18 protein-coding genes are annotated in these 17,536 nt (G+C 47.3%); 14 read left to right on the plus strand and 4 right to left on the minus strand.

What is annotated here, in order from left to right; translation table 11 throughout:
- Nucleotides 1–27 precede the first annotated feature (27 nt).
- Nucleotides 28–2,850, minus strand: coding sequence for a carbamoyl-phosphate synthase large subunit (carB, locus tag D9Y29_RS13785; RefSeq protein WP_127129086.1), 2,823 nt, complete (start codon nucleotides 2,848–2,850; stop codon nucleotides 28–30).
- 198 nt (nucleotides 2,851–3,048) lie between these two features.
- Nucleotides 3,049–3,264 carry a hypothetical protein gene (locus tag D9Y29_RS13790; protein ID WP_127129088.1) on the minus strand — a complete coding sequence of 72 codons (216 nt, stop codon included), beginning with the start codon at nucleotides 3,262–3,264 and terminating at the stop codon, nucleotides 3,049–3,051.
- Nucleotides 3,265–3,721: 457 nt separating this feature from the next.
- Here D9Y29_RS13790 and D9Y29_RS13795 point away from each other — a divergent pair, with 457 nt between their 5' ends.
- The 6 genes from D9Y29_RS13795 to D9Y29_RS13820 all read left to right on the plus strand — a co-directional run bounded on the left by D9Y29_RS13795 (nucleotide 3,722) and on the right by D9Y29_RS13820 (nucleotide 8,466).
- Nucleotides 3,722–5,281, plus strand: coding sequence for a M23 family metallopeptidase (locus D9Y29_RS13795; protein WP_164735404.1), 1,560 nt, complete (start codon nucleotides 3,722–3,724; stop codon nucleotides 5,279–5,281).
- A 149-nt stretch (nucleotides 5,282–5,430) separates the two neighbouring features.
- Nucleotides 5,431–5,898 carry a thioredoxin-dependent thiol peroxidase gene (gene bcp, locus D9Y29_RS13800; RefSeq protein WP_127129092.1) on the plus strand — a complete coding sequence of 156 codons (468 nt, stop codon included), beginning with the start codon at nucleotides 5,431–5,433 and terminating at the stop codon, nucleotides 5,896–5,898.
- Nucleotides 5,899–6,118: 220 nt separating this feature from the next.
- On the plus strand, nucleotides 6,119–6,490 hold the full coding sequence (locus tag D9Y29_RS13805) for a c-type cytochrome (RefSeq protein WP_127129094.1): 372 nt from the start codon (nucleotides 6,119–6,121) through the stop codon (nucleotides 6,488–6,490).
- 5 nt (nucleotides 6,491–6,495) lie between these two features.
- Entirely contained in the window at nucleotides 6,496–6,948 is a 453-nt protein-coding gene (locus tag D9Y29_RS13810) for an OB-fold protein (RefSeq protein WP_127129096.1), read from the plus strand.
- Nucleotides 6,949–6,972: 24 nt separating this feature from the next.
- Nucleotides 6,973–7,524, plus strand: a complete 552-nt coding sequence (locus tag D9Y29_RS13815) for a YceI family protein (RefSeq protein WP_127129098.1) — start codon at nucleotides 6,973–6,975, stop codon at nucleotides 7,522–7,524.
- 57 nt (nucleotides 7,525–7,581) lie between these two features.
- On the plus strand, nucleotides 7,582–8,466 hold the full coding sequence (locus D9Y29_RS13820; protein ID WP_127129100.1) for a DUF5777 family beta-barrel protein: 885 nt from the start codon (nucleotides 7,582–7,584) through the stop codon (nucleotides 8,464–8,466).
- On the opposite strand, the gene D9Y29_RS13825 is transcribed toward D9Y29_RS13820, so the two are convergent.
- Nucleotides 8,467–8,799, minus strand: coding sequence for a hypothetical protein (locus D9Y29_RS13825; RefSeq protein ID WP_127129102.1), 333 nt, complete (start codon nucleotides 8,797–8,799; stop codon nucleotides 8,467–8,469).
- Nucleotides 8,800–8,938: 139 nt separating this feature from the next.
- On the minus strand, nucleotides 8,939–9,712 hold the full coding sequence (locus D9Y29_RS13830; RefSeq protein ID WP_241237928.1) for a biotin--[acetyl-CoA-carboxylase] ligase: 774 nt from the start codon (nucleotides 9,710–9,712) through the stop codon (nucleotides 8,939–8,941).
- 126 nt (nucleotides 9,713–9,838) lie between these two features.
- On the opposite strand from D9Y29_RS13830, the gene rsfS reads away from it, so the two are divergent.
- The 8 genes from rsfS to D9Y29_RS13870 all read left to right on the plus strand — a co-directional run bounded on the left by rsfS (nucleotide 9,839) and on the right by D9Y29_RS13870 (nucleotide 17,477).
- Nucleotides 9,839–10,228, plus strand: coding sequence for a ribosome silencing factor (rsfS, locus tag D9Y29_RS13835; RefSeq protein WP_241237929.1), 390 nt, complete (start codon nucleotides 9,839–9,841; stop codon nucleotides 10,226–10,228).
- A 128-nt stretch (nucleotides 10,229–10,356) separates the two neighbouring features.
- Nucleotides 10,357–12,450 carry an ATP-dependent zinc metalloprotease FtsH gene (gene ftsH / locus D9Y29_RS13840; protein WP_206513779.1) on the plus strand — a complete coding sequence of 698 codons (2,094 nt, stop codon included), beginning with the start codon at nucleotides 10,357–10,359 and terminating at the stop codon, nucleotides 12,448–12,450.
- Between the two features lie 47 nt (nucleotides 12,451–12,497).
- Nucleotides 12,498–13,082, plus strand: coding sequence for a LutC/YkgG family protein (locus D9Y29_RS13845; RefSeq protein ID WP_241237930.1), 585 nt, complete (start codon nucleotides 12,498–12,500; stop codon nucleotides 13,080–13,082).
- Nucleotides 13,083–13,098: 16 nt separating this feature from the next.
- Nucleotides 13,099–13,521 (plus strand): gamma-glutamylcyclotransferase family protein, encoded by a 423-nt coding sequence (locus D9Y29_RS13850; protein ID WP_127129110.1) that lies wholly within the window; start codon nucleotides 13,099–13,101, stop codon nucleotides 13,519–13,521.
- A 27-nt stretch (nucleotides 13,522–13,548) separates the two neighbouring features.
- Nucleotides 13,549–14,337, plus strand: coding sequence for a UDP-2,3-diacylglucosamine diphosphatase (locus tag D9Y29_RS13855; protein WP_127129112.1), 789 nt, complete (start codon nucleotides 13,549–13,551; stop codon nucleotides 14,335–14,337).
- A gap of 5 nt (nucleotides 14,338–14,342) precedes the next feature.
- Nucleotides 14,343–15,179: a hypothetical protein gene (locus tag D9Y29_RS13860; protein ID WP_127129114.1), complete on the plus strand. Its 837-nt coding sequence runs from the start codon at nucleotides 14,343–14,345 to the stop codon at nucleotides 15,177–15,179.
- 31 nt (nucleotides 15,180–15,210) lie between these two features.
- Complete coding sequence (locus tag D9Y29_RS13865) at nucleotides 15,211–16,305, plus strand: mechanosensitive ion channel family protein (protein WP_127129116.1); 1,095 nt, start codon at nucleotides 15,211–15,213, stop codon at nucleotides 16,303–16,305.
- A 65-nt stretch (nucleotides 16,306–16,370) separates the two neighbouring features.
- Nucleotides 16,371–17,477: a hypothetical protein gene (locus D9Y29_RS13870; RefSeq protein ID WP_127129118.1), complete on the plus strand. Its 1,107-nt coding sequence runs from the start codon at nucleotides 16,371–16,373 to the stop codon at nucleotides 17,475–17,477.
- The last annotated feature ends 59 nt before the right edge of the window (nucleotides 17,478–17,536 follow it).

A 17,536-nucleotide genomic window follows, 5' to 3' on the forward strand; every position in this document is an offset into this window, starting at 1 on the left:
ACGCCTTTTGTCTATTTATGACCTGAACTATTTACTCAGGTACATGCTTCTGTCTTTGTACAGTTGACGGAAATAAGGATCGCGGAGGTCTTTGATGAAACGAATGGCTTCGCCGGTTGATTTCATCTCAGGTCCGAGCTCTTTACTTACTCCAGGGAATTTCTCGAAGCTGAACACAGGCTCCTTGATAGCATATCCTTTCAGGCGTTTCACGAATTTGAAGTCGCGGAGCTTGTTTTCACCCAGCATGATCTTGGTAGCTACATTCAGATAAGGGATCTGGTAGGCTTTCGCGATGAACGGAGTAGTGCGGGATGCCCTCGGGTTGGCTTCGATCACATACACTTTGTTGTCCTTGATGGCAAACTGTATATTGATCAATCCGCGGATATTCAGTTTAAACGCGATCTTCCTGGCATACTCTTCCATCGTTTCAACAATCAGGGGAGAAAGATTGAACTGGGGAAGAACTGCATTACTGTCTCCACTGTGGATACCTGCCGGTTCGATATGCTCCATCACACCCATGATATGAACCTCATCACCGTCGCAGATCGCATCGATCTCAGCCTCCTGGCAACGATCCAGGAAGTGGTCGATCAGGATCTTGTTTCCCGGAATATGTTTCAACAGGCTTACTACTGCTTTTTCAACTTCTTCATCGTTGATCACGATCCTCATTCTTTGTCCACCCAATACATAGCTTGGACGAACCAGAACAGGATAACCTACTTTATTGGCAACCTCAACGGCTTCGTCAACCGTATAAGCGGTACCGTAATCAGGGTAAGGGATCTTCAGCTCTTTCAGCATGTCGCTGAAACGGCCGCGGTCTTCGGCAATGTCCATATTGTCGAAGGAAGTACCGATGATCTTGATTCCTTTTTTAGAGAGGCGCTCTGCGAGCTTCAGGGCTGTCTGACCACCGAGCTGAACAATCACCCCTTCTGGTTTTTCCAGTTCGATGATCTCCCAGAGATGCTCCCAGAACACTGGCTCGAAGTAAAGTTTGTTGGCGATATCAAAGTCGGTAGACACTGTTTCAGGATTACAGTTCACCATGATGGCTTCATAGCCGCATTCTTTCAGCGCCAGCAGACCGTGTACACAACAGTAGTCGAATTCGATACCCTGACCGATACGGTTAGGTCCTGAGCCGAGAACGATCACCTTCTTCTTGTCGCTCACTTTGCTTTCATTGGCATTGCCATTCTCGAAAGAAGAGTAGAAATAAGGAGTCTTGGCCTCAAACTCCGCGCTGCAGGTGTCTACCATCTTGTACACGCGGGTGATATTGGCGGCTTTTCTCTTTTCGTATACGTCCTCATCTTTACCATCCTGCATGATCAGCGCTATTTGCTGATCACTGAAACCAAGATCCTTGGCGGTTTTCAGCAGTTCTACGGGTAAAGTGTTGAGTTTATATTTAGCGATCTCTTTCTCTGTATCAACGATCTTCTGGATCTCATTTACAAACCAGCGGTCGATGCCGGTTGCTTTGGAAATAGTCCCAACGCTGATACCGTCCATAAGGGCATCTTTGATCCTGAAGATGCGATCCCATTTTGGGGTCTTGATGTACTCGACGATCTCTTCTGCATGCATCTGGCTTTTGCCATAGTAACCGAGACCAACTGCGTTGTTCTCCAGGCTCTGACAGGCTTTCTGAATAGCTTCCGCAAAGCTTCTTCCAATGGCCATCACCTCACCTACGCTCTTCATCTGCAGGCCGAGGGTATCATTGGAGCCTTTGAATTTATCGAAGTTCCAGCGGGGCATTTTCACGATCACATAGTCCAGTGCCGGCTCAAAGTAAGCGGAAGTGGTCATGGTGATCTGGTTCTTCAGTTCATCGAGTGTATAACCGATAGCCAGTTTGGCTGCGATCTTGGCGATGGGATAACCAGTGGCTTTGGAAGCCAGGGCAGAAGAGCGGCTCACGCGGGGGTTGATCTCCACAGAGATCAGTTCCTCCGTGGCAGGGTTCATAGCGAACTGCACGTTACAACCGCCGGCGAAGTTGCCGAGGCTGCGCATCATCAGGATGGCCTGGTTGCGCATTTCCTGGAAGGCGGTATCGCTGAGAGTCATGGCAGGAGCTACTGTGATGGAATCTCCGGTGTGAACGCCCATCGGGTCTACGTTCTCAACGGTACAGATGATTGCTACGTTGTCGTTTTTGTCGCGGAGAAGCTCCAGCTCATATTCTTTCCAGCCGAGCAGGGCCTTTTCTACGAGTACTTCGTGAATGGGAGAGGCTTTGAGACCTTTGTCCAGCGCGGCTTCCAGTTCAGATTTGTCGTGAACGAAACCACCGCCTGAACCACCGAGGGTGAATGAGGGACGAATAACGAGGGGGAAACCGATCTCCTGCGCATATTCCTTTCCTTCGAGGAGGGAGTTGGCTACTTTGGAGTTGGCTACCGGAACGCCGATCCTGATCATCAGCTGGCGGAACTTCTCACGGTCTTCCGCAGTATCGATGGCTTCCACGTCTACCCCGATCAATTTTACATTGTACTTTTCCCAAACGCCGAGTTCAGCGGCCTCTTTAGTGAGGTTGAGGGCTGTTTGACCGCCCATAGTGGGGAGAACCGCATCGATCTGGTTTTCTTCCAGGATCTGTTCGATACTTTCTACTGTCAGTGGCAGTAGGTAAACCTTGTCGGCCATCATGGGGTCAGTCATGATAGTAGCCGGGTTACTATTGATCAAAATGACCTTAATTCCTTCTTCGCGCAGGCTGCGGGCAGCCTGGGAGCCGGAATAATCAAATTCACAAGCTTGTCCGATAACGATGGGACCTGATCCGATAATGAGCACTGACTTAATAGAAGTGTCTTTTGGCATTTTTTGAAGAGCTGTTTTTTTTTCTAAACAAATTGCGCAAAAGTAAGGCAGCAGCAGGAATTTTGAGGATTAATTTTTAGAAAGGCCGGAACAGACAGAAAAACAGGCATTCCCGGGCGGTCCGGGCAATAAAAAAACCTTTACCTAACCGGTAAAGGCTTATATGCAGATTTGTAAGTTTCGTTAAGCGAGTTGACTTCAGCTATTGTGGAAAGAAGCTATCTCGATATCGTCCAGCGCTACTCCACCCTGGCGAATAACCCTGCGTTGCTCCGCCAGATGCTTCTTCTCATCAAAACTGCTTCTGATTTTGAAGATCCACTTTTGTTTCGCTTCATTTCCCTTGAAGAATCCAACAACCGACCCTACTGTCAATGCAAGTAGTAAAACCATCCTGTTAATAATCGCTTTCATAACCTCGAGTTTGTAGAAATTAAACCATCATGTTTCCATATATTTCAATAGACAATTTATATACGCCAAATGCTGTTCCATAGTTTAGAAAAAAGCATACCACTAAGTGGGTATTTTTGATAATTTAACACGGCGGAATCCAATGTCCATCTACCTTTCATATTAATACCCATTCCTGTGCCGGGTAACCTCCTTTTCCTATTTTTAATATTAGTTTAATACAAACAAACCGATACGGTCAGCCCCCCAACCTCTTTTCAGTAGTTTTGTAACTTCTTTGTTAAATAAAAGCTGAGCAATGCGAATATTGGTGATCGTTTTTTTACTCTGTAGTGAAATGCTGACAGCGCAGGTTTTTACTCCGGCGATTTATCCGAAAGGTTATTTCAGAAACCCTTTGGCAATACCTATTGATCTTAGTGGAAACTTCGGGGAACTCAGGCCCAATCACTATCACATGGGATTGGACCTTAAAACCCGGCAAAGAGTGAACCAGCCGGTACATGCCGCAGCGGACGGCTATGTTGCCCGGATCAAGATCGAGCCAGGCGGTTTCGGTCGCGCTCTTTACATTAATCACCCCAATGGTTACACGACCTTGTACGCCCACCTCAACGACTTCAACCCTCAATTGGAAGCATGGGTCAAAGAACAGCAATACAAACAGCAATCATGGCATATTTTCCTGGAACCACCTCCCAACCTGTTTCATGTGAAGAAAGGCGACTTTATCGCGTACAGCGGCAATACCGGCGGGTCCCTGGCGCCGCACCTGCATTTCGAGGTCCGCAGAACGGCTGATGATGTCAATCTCAATCCCCTGCTGTTCGGACTTCCGCTTACAGACAATGTAGCTCCCCGCATACTTCGTATGGGGATCTACGACAGAACCAAAAGCATTTACGAGCAGTCTACCCGCATCTTCCCGGTCAAACTCACAGGTGGCTCCAGATATGTAGCCAGCCCGGAACTGATCACTGTTACCAGTCCAAGGATCGGCTTTGCCATCGGCGCGTTTGATACTCATACAGGGTCAAGCAACCTGAATGGAATCTTTGAATCCATTTTGTATGTAGATGGGCAGCCGGTGGTTGGCTTTCAAATGGATAATATCAGCTACAACGATACCCGTTACCTCAATGCACATATCGATTACCGGACCAGGGCCGGTGGCGGCCCCTGGCTACAACAACTCTTCGACCTTCCCGGCTATATCAACTCCATTTACAAGAACGTTCAATCGCAGGGAGGTGTGATAGACCTGAGCGATGGTGAGATCCATAAGATCCGGATCGAAGTAAAAGATGCCTATCTCAATACCTCAACGCTGGAATGCCGCGTACGATACAAACCCGGTACAACTTCGGCTGCAACCGCCAACTCCGCAAACAATCCGATGTTCTATCCGCTGATGCTGGATGGCTTCGAGCGGGACGACTGTGAGTTCTATATCGGTGAGCGCTGTCTTTATGATTCCGTTCATATCCGGTACAACAGGTTGGCTGCCTCAAACCCGCAAGCGGTTTCCGCACAACACTCGATCGGCGCCAGTTATATTCCGCTCCAGGAAGCCTTCCTGGTCAGGATTCAACCAACTAAGTCCCTGACACCGGGAGAACAGCAAAGAACAGTGATGCTCCGGACCTCCGGAAACAAGAAGGATGTTCAGAAAGTGGAATGGCAGAGCAACTGGGCTTCCGCCCGTTTCCGGGATTTTGGAACTTACCAGTTGGTGGTTGACGAAGAGCCTCCCACCATTGTTCCTGCCGGATTCACAGATGGCGCAGATCTCAGCAAAGCCTCCCGGATATCATTCTCTATAAAAGACAATAATAATAAGTTCAGGAACGTAAGACCCACACTGGACGGTAAATGGCTCCGCTTCACCAATGATAAGGGCCGCAATTTTATTTACCACTTCGATGAAAATTGTCCTCCCGGGAAACATGAACTAACCATCTATGCCGAAGACGAAGCAGGCAACGCCACTTCAAAAACTTTTACCTTCACACGGTAAATGAATCAGCGCCCAGCTGGCGGTTCTTAAGGAACCGGCCAGCCAGGCAACTGAAACCCGGGATCAATTGCATGCTTTACTAATCGTTGTATAGGCTGTTTCCCGGAGAACAGCACAAACAGCTCTATAAATTCTGAAAAAGAACGAACATGATCTTACAGGAAGGCGATAAAGCGCCGGCTTTCAAAGGAACTGACCAGAATGGAAATTCCGTATCTCTCAACGACTATAAAGGGAAAAAACTGGTCCTCTATTTCTACCCCCAGGACGATACTCCTACCTGCACCGTACAGGCCTGCAACCTCCGCGATAATTTCGCATTACTGAAGAACGAAGGCTTCACGATTTTAGGCGTAAGCCCGGATGAAATTGAGACACACAAAAAGTTTGAAGCCAAATACCAACTCCCTTTCACACTCCTGGCTGATCCCCAACATACCATTATCGATAAATATGGAGTATGGGGAGAGAAACAACTCTATGGAAGAAAATATATGGGCCTGCACCGGACTACTTTTTTGATCGATGAAAGAGGAATCATTCGCAAAATATTCCTTCGCCCCAAAAACAAACAACACGCAGAAGAGATCGCGAAAGCCTGGAAAGAACTGGTTTAAGAAACCTTTTGTTCAAAGGTTGGGTAAAAAGGATCCCTGTTCTGGACAGAGCAGGGATTTTTTCTGACATGATTATACCAATGCCAATTCAGAAAAACCAAACCAGGAATACATCGAAAAAAAACTGGAACCAAAACTTAATTTTTTATTGATCAGTGGCCATCAAGGCAACCTCATGATTTTGTTCTTCGTAAGAAACAGGAACCAACATTCGAAAAAAATGAACAAGCCTGTTTCAATCTTCGCAGGATTGATCCTGCTGATCTATTGTAGTTGCTCCAGCAAAAAAGAAGATCCGGTAGACCCCGGTGGCGGTGGCGGAGGAGGCGGCGTCAATTGTGAGGGCGTTGCTAAAACCTTCTCCGCAAATGTTCAACCTATCATCCAGGCCAGTTGCCAGCTCAGTGGTTGTCATGACGGTGCGAGCACCAATGGCCCCGGGCCGCTGACCACTTACAACCAGATCAAGAATGCATCCGTCCGCATTAGGGCGGCTGTGATCTCCCGCCAAATGCCCAAGGGAGGCAGCCTTACAGACGCTCAGATAAAAAGCATTGTGTGCTGGATCGATTCCGGCAGTCCCAATAATTAACAGGAATGACTACCCGAAAACGATTTTGGTTATTTCCCGGAATACTGCTTCTCCTGTTCGGTCTGTTCTTCTACGGATATTTTCAATACCAGCGCACCAACCAGGACCTTCAGCTGGCAACTCCTGATCAAACCTTAACCGCATTTACCCTGATCCATGAGTTTGCCGGCGATGATACCCTTGCTGATAAAAAATACAGGAAAAGGATCCTGGCGGTGCGTGGTATTGTTAAGTCTGTAGACACTACCAATAATGGTGTGTCGGTCATTTTAGGCGATTCCCTTCAAACTGCTTCGATCCGGTTCTCCATGGATGGAACATGGAACGAAATTTCGGATATACAAGAAGGTATGGTTGTATCCATTAAAGGCATTCTTAACGGGTACAGTAAAGACCAAACGGGTCTTTTGGGCGATGAGATCGTTTTCAACAGGGGCGTATTGATCAGAAAACCCTGACTGTTCCGTGAAAAAAGCTACACTATGAAACAACGAATCTGTTTATTGTTACTCTATCTGGTGTTGATGGGCAGCGCTTTCCCACAGGGCAAGTTCTTTACCCGCACGGGCCAGATATCTTTTTCCTCCAAAGGCATACTTGAAACAATAAAAGCACAAAACAAAACAGTTACCTGCGTACTGGATGCTCAAACTGGGCAGATCCAGTTTTCTGTTTTGATGAGGGGCTTCGAGTTCAAAAAAGCCCTGATGCAGGAACACTTCAATGAGAACTACGTGGAGAGTGACAAGTACCCGACTGCCGAATTCAAAGGACAGATCAGCAGTCCGCTCCCTGACCTGTCCAAAGACGGCAGCTATCCGGTGAATGTGAAAGGGAAAATGACCATTCACGGCATCACACAGGAACTGACTACAGATGGAACTCTCACAGTGCAGCAGGGAAACATAAAGGCGGATGCTGCTTTCAATATCCTGCTCTCCGATTACAAGATCAGGATACCGTCCATCGTAAAGAATAATCTCTCTAACACCGTGACTATTGCAGTGAACTGTTCTTTACAGCCACTGCAATAAGATCACGATGATTGCTAACTGATCTTTACCTCACACTTATAACCAAAACGAGCCATAATGTCCGGAGCATACAGAACATTATTATTAACCATACTGGTCTCCTGCGGAGTTGCACAGGCACAGGAGCCAGACCTGCTCAAAGAACTTAAGAAAGAGGAACCGCCAGCCAGGTCTCATGTGACCAACGCTTTTAAATCATCGAGGGTGATCAACAACCACTCGATCGAGTTTATTGGGAAAGGCGTGCTGGACTTACGTTTCCTCCACCGTTTCGGAACGGTTAACAGCGGAATCAAAAATCTTTTCGGTCTGGACCAGGCCAATACGCGCATAGGGTTCGATTACGGCCTGAGCAACCGCTTGATGGCGGGCTTCGGCAGAAGTAATGTTGGCAAGGAGCTGGACGCCTTCATCAAATACAGGCCCATATGGCAATCCAATGATCCGGGTGGTTCACCTGTTTCTGTTGTATGGGTGTCCGGCATCACCGTGAATACCGCTCCATGGGCATTCCCTGAACTGAATTATGATTTCGAAGACAGGCTTGCGTATTTCCATGAGATCATCATCGGAAGAAAATTCACAGAAAGTTTCTCGCTGCAACTGAACCCGATACTGGTGCATCGTAACCTGGCGCCGGCCAATGGACATAATAATACTTTCGCGCTCGGGATCGGATCCCGGCTAAAGCTTACCAGGAGAACCGCCCTCATGCTGGATTACCAACCAGTACTATCCGGCAGGCAGACAGGCTTCAAAGACATGCTGGCGGTCGGCTTCGATATCGAAACCGGCGGTCACGTATTTCAATTACATTTCACTAATGCTACAGGGATGAATGAAAAGGCATTTATTACAGGAACTACAGACGATTTCTGGAAAGGGGATATACGGTTTGGCTTCAATATCTCGCGCGTATTCACCGTAGGAAAAAGGAAGTGATTATTTTTTCAGTAAAATCAGCAGGATGGCCACAATACCACCCATCAAAAAGGCAAAATAAGTGAACATCCATTGCATGATGTCCGTACTATTCACCCCGGGAAACTTTTTTTCCCGCTCTGACATATAACCAATCCGCTGGTCCAGCACCTCCTCAAATTCCTTCCTGTCCTTACGCTCTATTTCGGAATAGTGTTTCAATAAGAGCTCGCGCTCCTCAGCAAACATTATCTGAACACATTTACTCAAGATGGCGGCATCGCTGTCCCCGAGCTTCAGTTTGTTCTTACAGAGGTCATGGATCCTGAGATCGATCATTGGGTTACTTTCCATATTACATAGGTTTTCATTTAGTGTTCGTGAATCGTTGACATTGTAAAGATGATGTGCACCCGGGAAATAACAAGGGGAAAAAAAACGCGATTTTGCGTTTTTTTTCCCCTTGTTATTTGAAATAAATTTTGTATTGGGTTTAGTCGGGTATCCATTCCACCTCACCAACTCCGAAGAACCTGTCCATTACATCTTTTGTATGCAACTGACCTTGTTCGGTTACACCACAGACGTTAGTTTCAAAAACACTGTTTTCTTTTTTCAATTTTACTTTCTCTCCAATCCTGTACATCGCTTCATGATAAGCGCGAAGAATATCACGGCCTTCCCCAGCCGATAATTTCTTCCACCATTTTTCCTGGTACTCGCACAGTGTAATGGCCAGTGCCTGCACATCAAAGTTCCTTCCGGTGATCTGCTTCAGGCTGACCGGGTTTTTAAAAGCGCCATCAAAGCGGGCCTGGTTGATATTTACGCCCATTCCTACGATGGCCCATTCCCAGCTGGCCTGCCCACCGGCGGTTTCCAGCCTGTTTTCAATGAGGATGCCGGCTGCCTTTCTGTCACGCCAATAAATATCATTAGGCCATTTGATCCTGGTTTCGTCACCCGCATAATTTTTAAAGAATTCATAACAACTCAGGGCCATGGCTGCCGAGAGTAAAAACTGCTGATAGAAAGGGAGTTCACCGGGTTTGATAATGGTGCTGAGAATGATATTGTCGCCGGGCGCCGTCAGCCATTGCCGGCCTCTCTGCCCTTTTCCGGCGGTTTGCTCCAGGGCAAAAAAGGCTGCTCCGTGCTTCGCTTTGCCCTCAATGGCCAGGGCCATGGCATAGTTGTTGGTGCTGTCAACTGAAGGCAATACGGTCAAAGGCCGGCCAATAGTGTGTAAGATAGCGGGATGTGACAAAAGATTACTATTTTTGACAACAACGAAAATAGGCATTCCAAGTGAACGTTTCGGTGCCTGCGCTGTTGTAGATATTAGCGGTAAAAATTGATCATCAAAAAGTACGAATTATTGGAACAACTTTCAATGTTAGCTACCCGTCGCAAAAGTAGCAGTGTAGCAAGGTTAACAAAGAGCTCAAAGATCATCAAAGCTATCATCCACGCCATTCAGGAGAAAAAAGGGGAAAACATCATTTCTCTCGATCTCCGAAAAATTCCCGAAGCAGTTGCTGATTTTTTCATTATTTGCGAAGCCGGCAGCACCACGCAGGTGAAAGCCATTGCAGACTATGTTGAGGTGCATGTGAAAGAGAAAACAGGTGAAACACCCTATCACCATGAAGGCCGCCAGGCATCTCAATGGGTGATCACAGATTATGTGAATGTGGTGGTACACGTTATGCATTCAGAAACACGTAAGTTTTACAAACTGGAAGAAATGTGGAGTGACGCCGCAGCAGATGAACATTCCTGATGACTGCGTCTGGTAAGGATCCGGAACTGGTCGCTGGAACAAAAAAGGATATTTCCAGTGATCAGGTTGTTTTTTGAACTATTTTGTCTTATTATTATTAATCAGAAAAACAAGAGACACAACATATTATGTCAGACGAGTCAAGACAGAACGAAAGAAATTTCCCTCCGCGCATGCGCCCCAGGGATGATGGCAACGGACAACGTAAAGGCCCGAGGTTCAATATCTATTGGGTCTGGGCTATCATCTTTGCCGTGCTTGTTGGCTTCCAGCTCTTCGGATCCCTTACCCCGGACACAAAAGGAATTAATGATCTTGAGTTTTACGCAATGCTCAAAAAAGGAGATGTAGACAAGATCACCACAGTCACAAATAAAAATCTTATCAGGGTTTACCTCAAAAAAGAAAGCATTAAGGACTACGAAAAGCAACTATCAAAGAACAGTCAGGCCAGCGTTGAAAAAGGACCGCAGTTCGAATTTAAAGTAGTTGACGCCAAAGACTTTGATAAGAAACTGAGCGACTGGTACGAAAAGAATCCCGATGTAGCCCCGGTTGTGAACAATCCCATCCAGGAAGGCGAATGGTTCGGATCACTGATCCAGTTATTGCTCCCTCTCGTAGTGATCATCCTTATCTGGGTTATGCTCATGCGTAAAATGGGCGGTGGCGCAGGTGGTGGCAGTGGTCCCGGCGGTATCTTCAATATTGGAAAATCAAAAGCAACCCTCTTCGATAAAGGAACAAAAGTAAATATCACATTCGCAGATGTGGCAGGTCTCGATGAAGCCAAGGTGGAAGTGATGGAAATCGTTGATTTCCTGAAGAATCCTAAAAAGTATACTGCCCTGGGTGGAAAGATCCCCAAAGGTGCGCTCCTGGTAGGTCCTCCCGGTACCGGTAAAACCCTGCTCGCAAAAGCAATGGCAGGTGAAGCACAGGTCCCCTTCTTCTCCATGAGTGGTTCTGACTTTGTGGAACTCTTTGTGGGTGTGGGCGCCAGCCGCGTTCGCGACCTCTTCAAACAAGCACGTGAAAAAGCTCCCTGTATCATATTCATCGATGAGATCGATGCTATTGGTCGTGCCCGTGGTAAGAACGCTATGATGAGCAACGACGAACGAGAAAGCACTCTTAACCAGTTATTGGTTGAAATGGATGGTTTCAGCGGTGAAAGCGGAATCATCGTTCTGGCAGCTACCAACCGCCCTGACGTACTGGATACAGCACTGCTGAGGCCAGGTCGTTTTGACCGTCAGATCTCCATCGACAAACCAGATCTCAAAGGCCGTGAGCATATCTTCAAAGTGCACCTGAAGCCTATCAAAATCTCTGAAAAAGTTGATATCCATAAATTAGCCGAACAAACACCTGGCTTTGCCGGTGCAGATATCGCCAATATCTGTAATGAAGCAGCCCTCATCGCTGCCCGTAAGGGAAAACAGGCTGTTGAGATGGAAGACTTCCAGGATGCAGTGGACCGTGTGATCGGTGGCCTCGAAAAAAAGAACAAGATCATCTCCCCCGAAGAGAAAAAGATCATCGCTTACCACGAAGCCGGTCACGCTATCTGCGGCTGGTTCCTGGAACACGCCTATCCATTACTGAAAGTAACCATTGTTCCTCGCGGTGTGGCGGCACTCGGTTACGCCCAGTACACTCCGAAAGAACAATACCTGTACAATACAGATCAACTGATGGACCAGATCTGCATGACCCTCGGCGGACGTGCCAGCGAAGAGATCTTCTTCGGCAAGATCTCTACAGGTGCGCAGAACGACCTCCAACAGGTTACACGCATCGCTTACTCCATGATCACCGTATATGGTATGAACAATAAAGTAGGTAACGTAAGCTTTTACGATCCCGCTGCAGAAAACTCTTTCACCAAGCCATACTCTGAAGAGACTTCCAAACTGATTGATGAAGAGGTAAGAAAGCTCATCGATGACGGTTACCTTAAAACAAAGGAACTGTTGATTCAGAAAAAAGCAGAAGTGGCCAAGCTGGCCGAAGCCCTGCTCGAAAAAGAAGTACTGTTCCAGAGTGATGTGGAAGCGTTGATCGGTAAACGGCCGTTCGGGGAAAAGAAAGTACTTGATGTGGATGGAAACCCTGAGCACCATTCAGAAAATGGAAGTATCAGCGAAGGTGTTCCGCCTTACGATCCCAATGTGACCAATCATCCCGTACAGACCAACGAACAGGAAAAGCAATCATGAGCGTTTCACCATCTAAAGAGAATATTTTAAAGAAAATAAGGAAGGCGTTGACCCAATCAACGCCTCTTCCTTTTCCGCAAAGCGAAGGCAACAGCTCCGTGTACCAACCTTCCAGGCAGGAACTGGAAGTGGAGTTTGCAGAACAGCTCACCAAGCTAACGGGCAAGTTCATTTTCTGTCTCACCTGGCAGGAACTGGCCGCACAACTCAATGCAGTAGTGGCCCACAATAACTGGCAACATATTTACAATAAGGAAACAGAGCTTTCTAAAACTCTTGCCAGCAACGGCTTTGCTCCAGCCGCTTATGATTCCGTGGCTACCTGCGATGCTGCCGTTACTTCCTGTGAAAGCCTCATTGCGCGTACAGGTAGCATCGTGATGAGCGCAGCAGGTCCCAGCGGCCGCTCTGTGAGTGTATATGCGCCCGTTCATATCTGCATCGCACGCACCAGCCAACTGGTGTATGATGTGAAAGATGGGATCCAGCTGGTGAAAGAAAAGTATGGCGCCAATTTCCCTTCGCTCGTCACTTTTGCAACCGGGCCCAGCCGCACGGCTGATATCGAGAAAACACTCGTTGTAGGCGTGCACGGCCCGAAAGAAGTATATGTTTTCCTGGTGGACCAGTAGCATAAACCATTAATCTATGAATCAGCACATCCATCACCTTTTCGTATATGGATCACTGTTAAGCGGGTTCCAGCATCCTGCCTATACATACGTGAGCCGGTATTTTACACTCGTTTCCCGGGCCGTAACCAATGGTAATATCTATGACCTGGGTGAATACCCGGGCGCAGTGCCAGCATCTCCGCCAGCACTCATTCATGGCGAACTGTATAAAGTGAACCATGAAGATGAATTTTCATTCGCCATCAAACAGCTGGACGATTACGAGGGATTCCTCGTAGAAGCAGGAGAAGTGCCGCTGTATCGACGTGAACCGGTTGATGTGAAGAATGGCAATGTAATCACCACGGCCTGGATCTACTGGTACAACCGTGAAACAGAAGGGTATCCGTTGATCCCCAATGGCGATGCCCTCAGTTACTGGATTCAGAAAGGCTAAGCCCTAAAACACAGATGATATTTTTACATGCAGTTACCTCCCGATAAGAAAGTTTATTTCCTCTCCGACTTCCATCTCGGAGCGCCCAACCCTGCCGCAAGCCTGGAGCGCGAAAAAAAGATCGTGGCGTTCCTGGATGAGATCCGCCACAGCGCAGGCGCCATCTTCATCGTAGGAGATATGTTCGATTTTTGGTACGAATACCGCACTGTTGTGCCGAAAGGGTACGTTCGACTGCTCGGTAAACTGGCCGAACTTACGGATGCAGGTATTCCCATCTATTTTTTCGTGGGCAATCACGATATGTGGATGACAGACTATTTCCAGAAAGAGCTCAATATCCCTGTTTATTTCGAACCACGGGAATTCGAGTTCAATGGCAAACAATTCCTCATCGGTCATGGGGATGGATTGGGCCCGGGGGACCATGGTTATAAAATGCTGAAGAAGATCTTCCGCAATCCTGTCTGCCGCTGGCTTTTCGGTATCCTGCCTCCCTATATCGGCATGGGAATTGCCAATTACAGCAGCAGGAGAAGCAGGGCTGTAACCGGACAAAACGATGCTGCCTTCTATGGCGAAGAAGGAGAATGGCTGATCACTTATTGCAAGGAAGAACTGAAGAAGAAATTCTACGACTACCTGGTATTCGGCCATCGGCACCTGCCTATCGATTACCCACTGAACGATGGGAAAAGTCGTTATATCAACCTGGGCGACTGGATCCGTTATTACACTTATGCCGTATTCGACGGAAAGGATCTGCACCTGCTGACCCGTGAAACAGACCAGGAAAAAAATATCGTACGAAAATAATTTTCATGCTGAAACTGGCCACCATCGCTGTTTTCTTCCTGCTCTGCACTTTGCCTTCCGCAAAAGCGCAGATGGTGGGCATTCAACAACTCAGCGATACTGCTTTCAAAACTGAGCGGGTGATCAGCGGCGAATTCACTGATTTCAATGTAGACAACCTCGGCAATCTCTACGTGGTGAACCAAACAGGGCAGTTAAAAAAGATGAGCCCCAAAGGGGATTCACTGGCCGTGTTCAACAATGTGCGCCAGTACGGCAAGATCCATTTCATAGATGTGAGCAACCCACTGAAAGTATTGCTGCACTTCAAAGATTTTGGCACCATCGTTATCCTGGACCGTTTCCTCAACACCCGCAGCACCATCGACCTGCGCAGGCAACAACTCTTCCAGGTAAAATCCATCGGACAATCTTACGATAACAATATCTGGGTCTTCGATGAGCTCGAAAGCAAACTGAAACGCATAGGCGAAGATGGACGAACCATCGATCAGTCCAACGATTTCAGACAACTCTTCGATTCCACTCCTTCACCCGGCTTCATCGTTGATCAGAACAAACTTGTCTATCTCTACGATCCCGCCAAAGGCGCTTATATCTTCGATTACTACGGAACATTCAAGAACCGGATCCGGTTTCTCGGCTGGACGGACTTCACGGTGATCGGCAATACCATTCTCGGCCGCGATGCCAATGTGCTCTACAAGTATGAACCCGGAACCCTCAACCTGCAACAGTACAGGATCCCTGCAACAATGCAGGATGCCAGGAAGATAAAGATCACACCCACCAATATTTACCTGCTTCGGGAAAAGCAACTCGAGATCTTCTCCTACCGCTGATCCCTTTCGCTAAAAATGTAACTTTGTAAGCATGGATAAATTTCTGGACACTGTTATTCTGGACAATACGATCAGGAGTTATTTAATGGTGGCGGGCACCATCCTGCTGGTGCTGTTCCTTAAAAGATTTTTATCAAGATATATAGCTGGACTGCTGTTCCGTGTGGTGCGAAAGATCGCCAAAGGCATCGACAAGCCGAGCTTCGTGAACCTGGTTATGTCTCCGCTGGAAACATTCCTGTTGCTGGTAGTGAGCATCATCTCGCTCGATAAACTTACTTTTCCGCAAGCCCTCAATGTACAGGTATATAAGATCTCGCTGCATAGCCTCATCGATGGCCTCGCCATCATTGTAGTGATCATCACCTTCATCTGGTTATTGTTGCGTATCATCGATTTTATCGCCATGATCCTGCACCAGAAAGCTGAACAGGCTAATGATCAACAGGATAATCAACTGGTGGTCTTCTTCAAGGATTTTTTCAAAGTGATGTTTGTGATCATAGGTTTCCTGATGGTGCTGAAATTTGCTTTCAGTTATCCCATCACCAATCTGATCACTGCCCTGAGTATCGGTGGTGCGGCTATCGCACTGTCAACACGCGAAAGCCTGGAGAACCTGATTGCGAGTTTCATCATCTTCATCGACAAACCATTCATGGTAGGAGACGTTGTGAAAGTGCAGGCCGTTACCGGCACAGTGGAAAAGATCGGATTGCGCAGCACACGCATACGCACAGACCAGAAAACTTATGTGACCATGCCCAACAAGCAAATGGTGGATAGTGTAATGGACAATCTTTCACTTCGCACACAGCGCAGAGCTTTCATGCAGCTGGAATTGAGTGCAGAAACGTCAAAGGAAACCGTGCAACAACTGGTGTTGGGCATTCAACATTTGCTGCAATTGAGGAAAGATCAGGTTGAAAGCTCTTCCGTTTTTCTCGCAGATATCGTAAAAAATTCATTTATTGTTCAACTCGAATTCTTCACAGCCCCCATTCCCATTGCAGATTTCAATGCTTTGCGCCAGGACTTTTTTCTTTCTGTTATCGATCTGATGGAAGAAATGAATATCAGGCTGGCAGCCAAAGAGAATGAGATTGTGGTAACGAAGGAAAACTAATAATTTCATAATAAATAGGGGTAGAACCATTCCATGTTGTCATAATTTCTACAAATACACACAACATGATGGTTAGTAATTACACAACCGGCATTCCGGGAAGGAAGGTCGCATGCATCGTATTATCGTTACTGATGACCGGCAGTGTACAGGCTCAATCGCAAAGCAGCAAAGGAGGCGTGCATATCGGACTCATCTATCCCATCAGCACGCATGGCACCAATGCGGCTGCTTCAACCAATAATTTTTCTTTCCAATTACTGGCTGGTGTTTCAAAGAATGAAACCGGTGCCGCATTTTCCGGGTTCTCTAATGTGATCTTCGGAAATGCAAGCGGGGCGCAGTTTGCAGGCTTTTCCAATCATATCGGCGGGCAATCGTCCGGAGCACAGCTGGCAGGTTTCATGAACTTCACAGGGGATGCCCGGGGCACACAACTTGCGGGATTCATGAATGCCTCAAAAAATTCTACCGGCATACAGTTGGCAGGCTTTGCCAACTATTCAAAAGGCAGTGGTGGTAAATTCCAGGCTGCAGGTTATCTGAATATAGCGAAAGACGTGAAGCTGCAATTGTCGGGATTCATGAATATCGGGCAGGATGTGCATACGCAGTTGGGTAGCTTTCTCAATATTGCCCGGAAAGTGAAAGGTGTGCAGGTAGGCTTCATCAATATTGCTGAAAGTGGTACTCCTGTTGGATTGGTGAACATCGTAAAGGATGGCGAGATGGCGGTGCGGGTAACTGTTGATGAACTGGGAACAGTGATCGGAGGGTTCAGGTCTGGCGGTAAACGAATGTACGGTGTACTGGGCATTGGCTACAATGGAAAGACCTCAAAAACGATGTATGCCCTGGAAGCCGCTATCGGCGCGCATTTTCCGGTATCTGAATATTTCAGGATGAATACCGAGCTGGCATCTGCCAACCTGGATGATTTCAAGAAAGGGGAGTTCTTCCGCGGATCGCTGAGAGTGTTCCCCTCCTTCAAAATAGGCAACCAGCTGGAGATCTTTGCAGGCCCCACTTTCAATTATGTATATTTTGATATTGCCTCGGGCAAGGGAGTGGACCTGGTGAACCATTTCATGTGGAGCGGGAAAGCTGGTGATGAACATCAGCAGGGAATGTATATCGGGGCCATTGCTGGCATATCCTGGAAATTGATGTAAGTAGCCGATACCCGGGGAGCAGTCGCTCGCGTCCCCGCGAGTGACGATTATTCCGTCGC

It is taken from the genome of Pseudoflavitalea rhizosphaerae, from assembly GCF_003991355.1.
Taxonomy (GTDB): domain Bacteria; phylum Bacteroidota; class Bacteroidia; order Chitinophagales; family Chitinophagaceae; genus Pseudobacter; species Pseudobacter rhizosphaerae.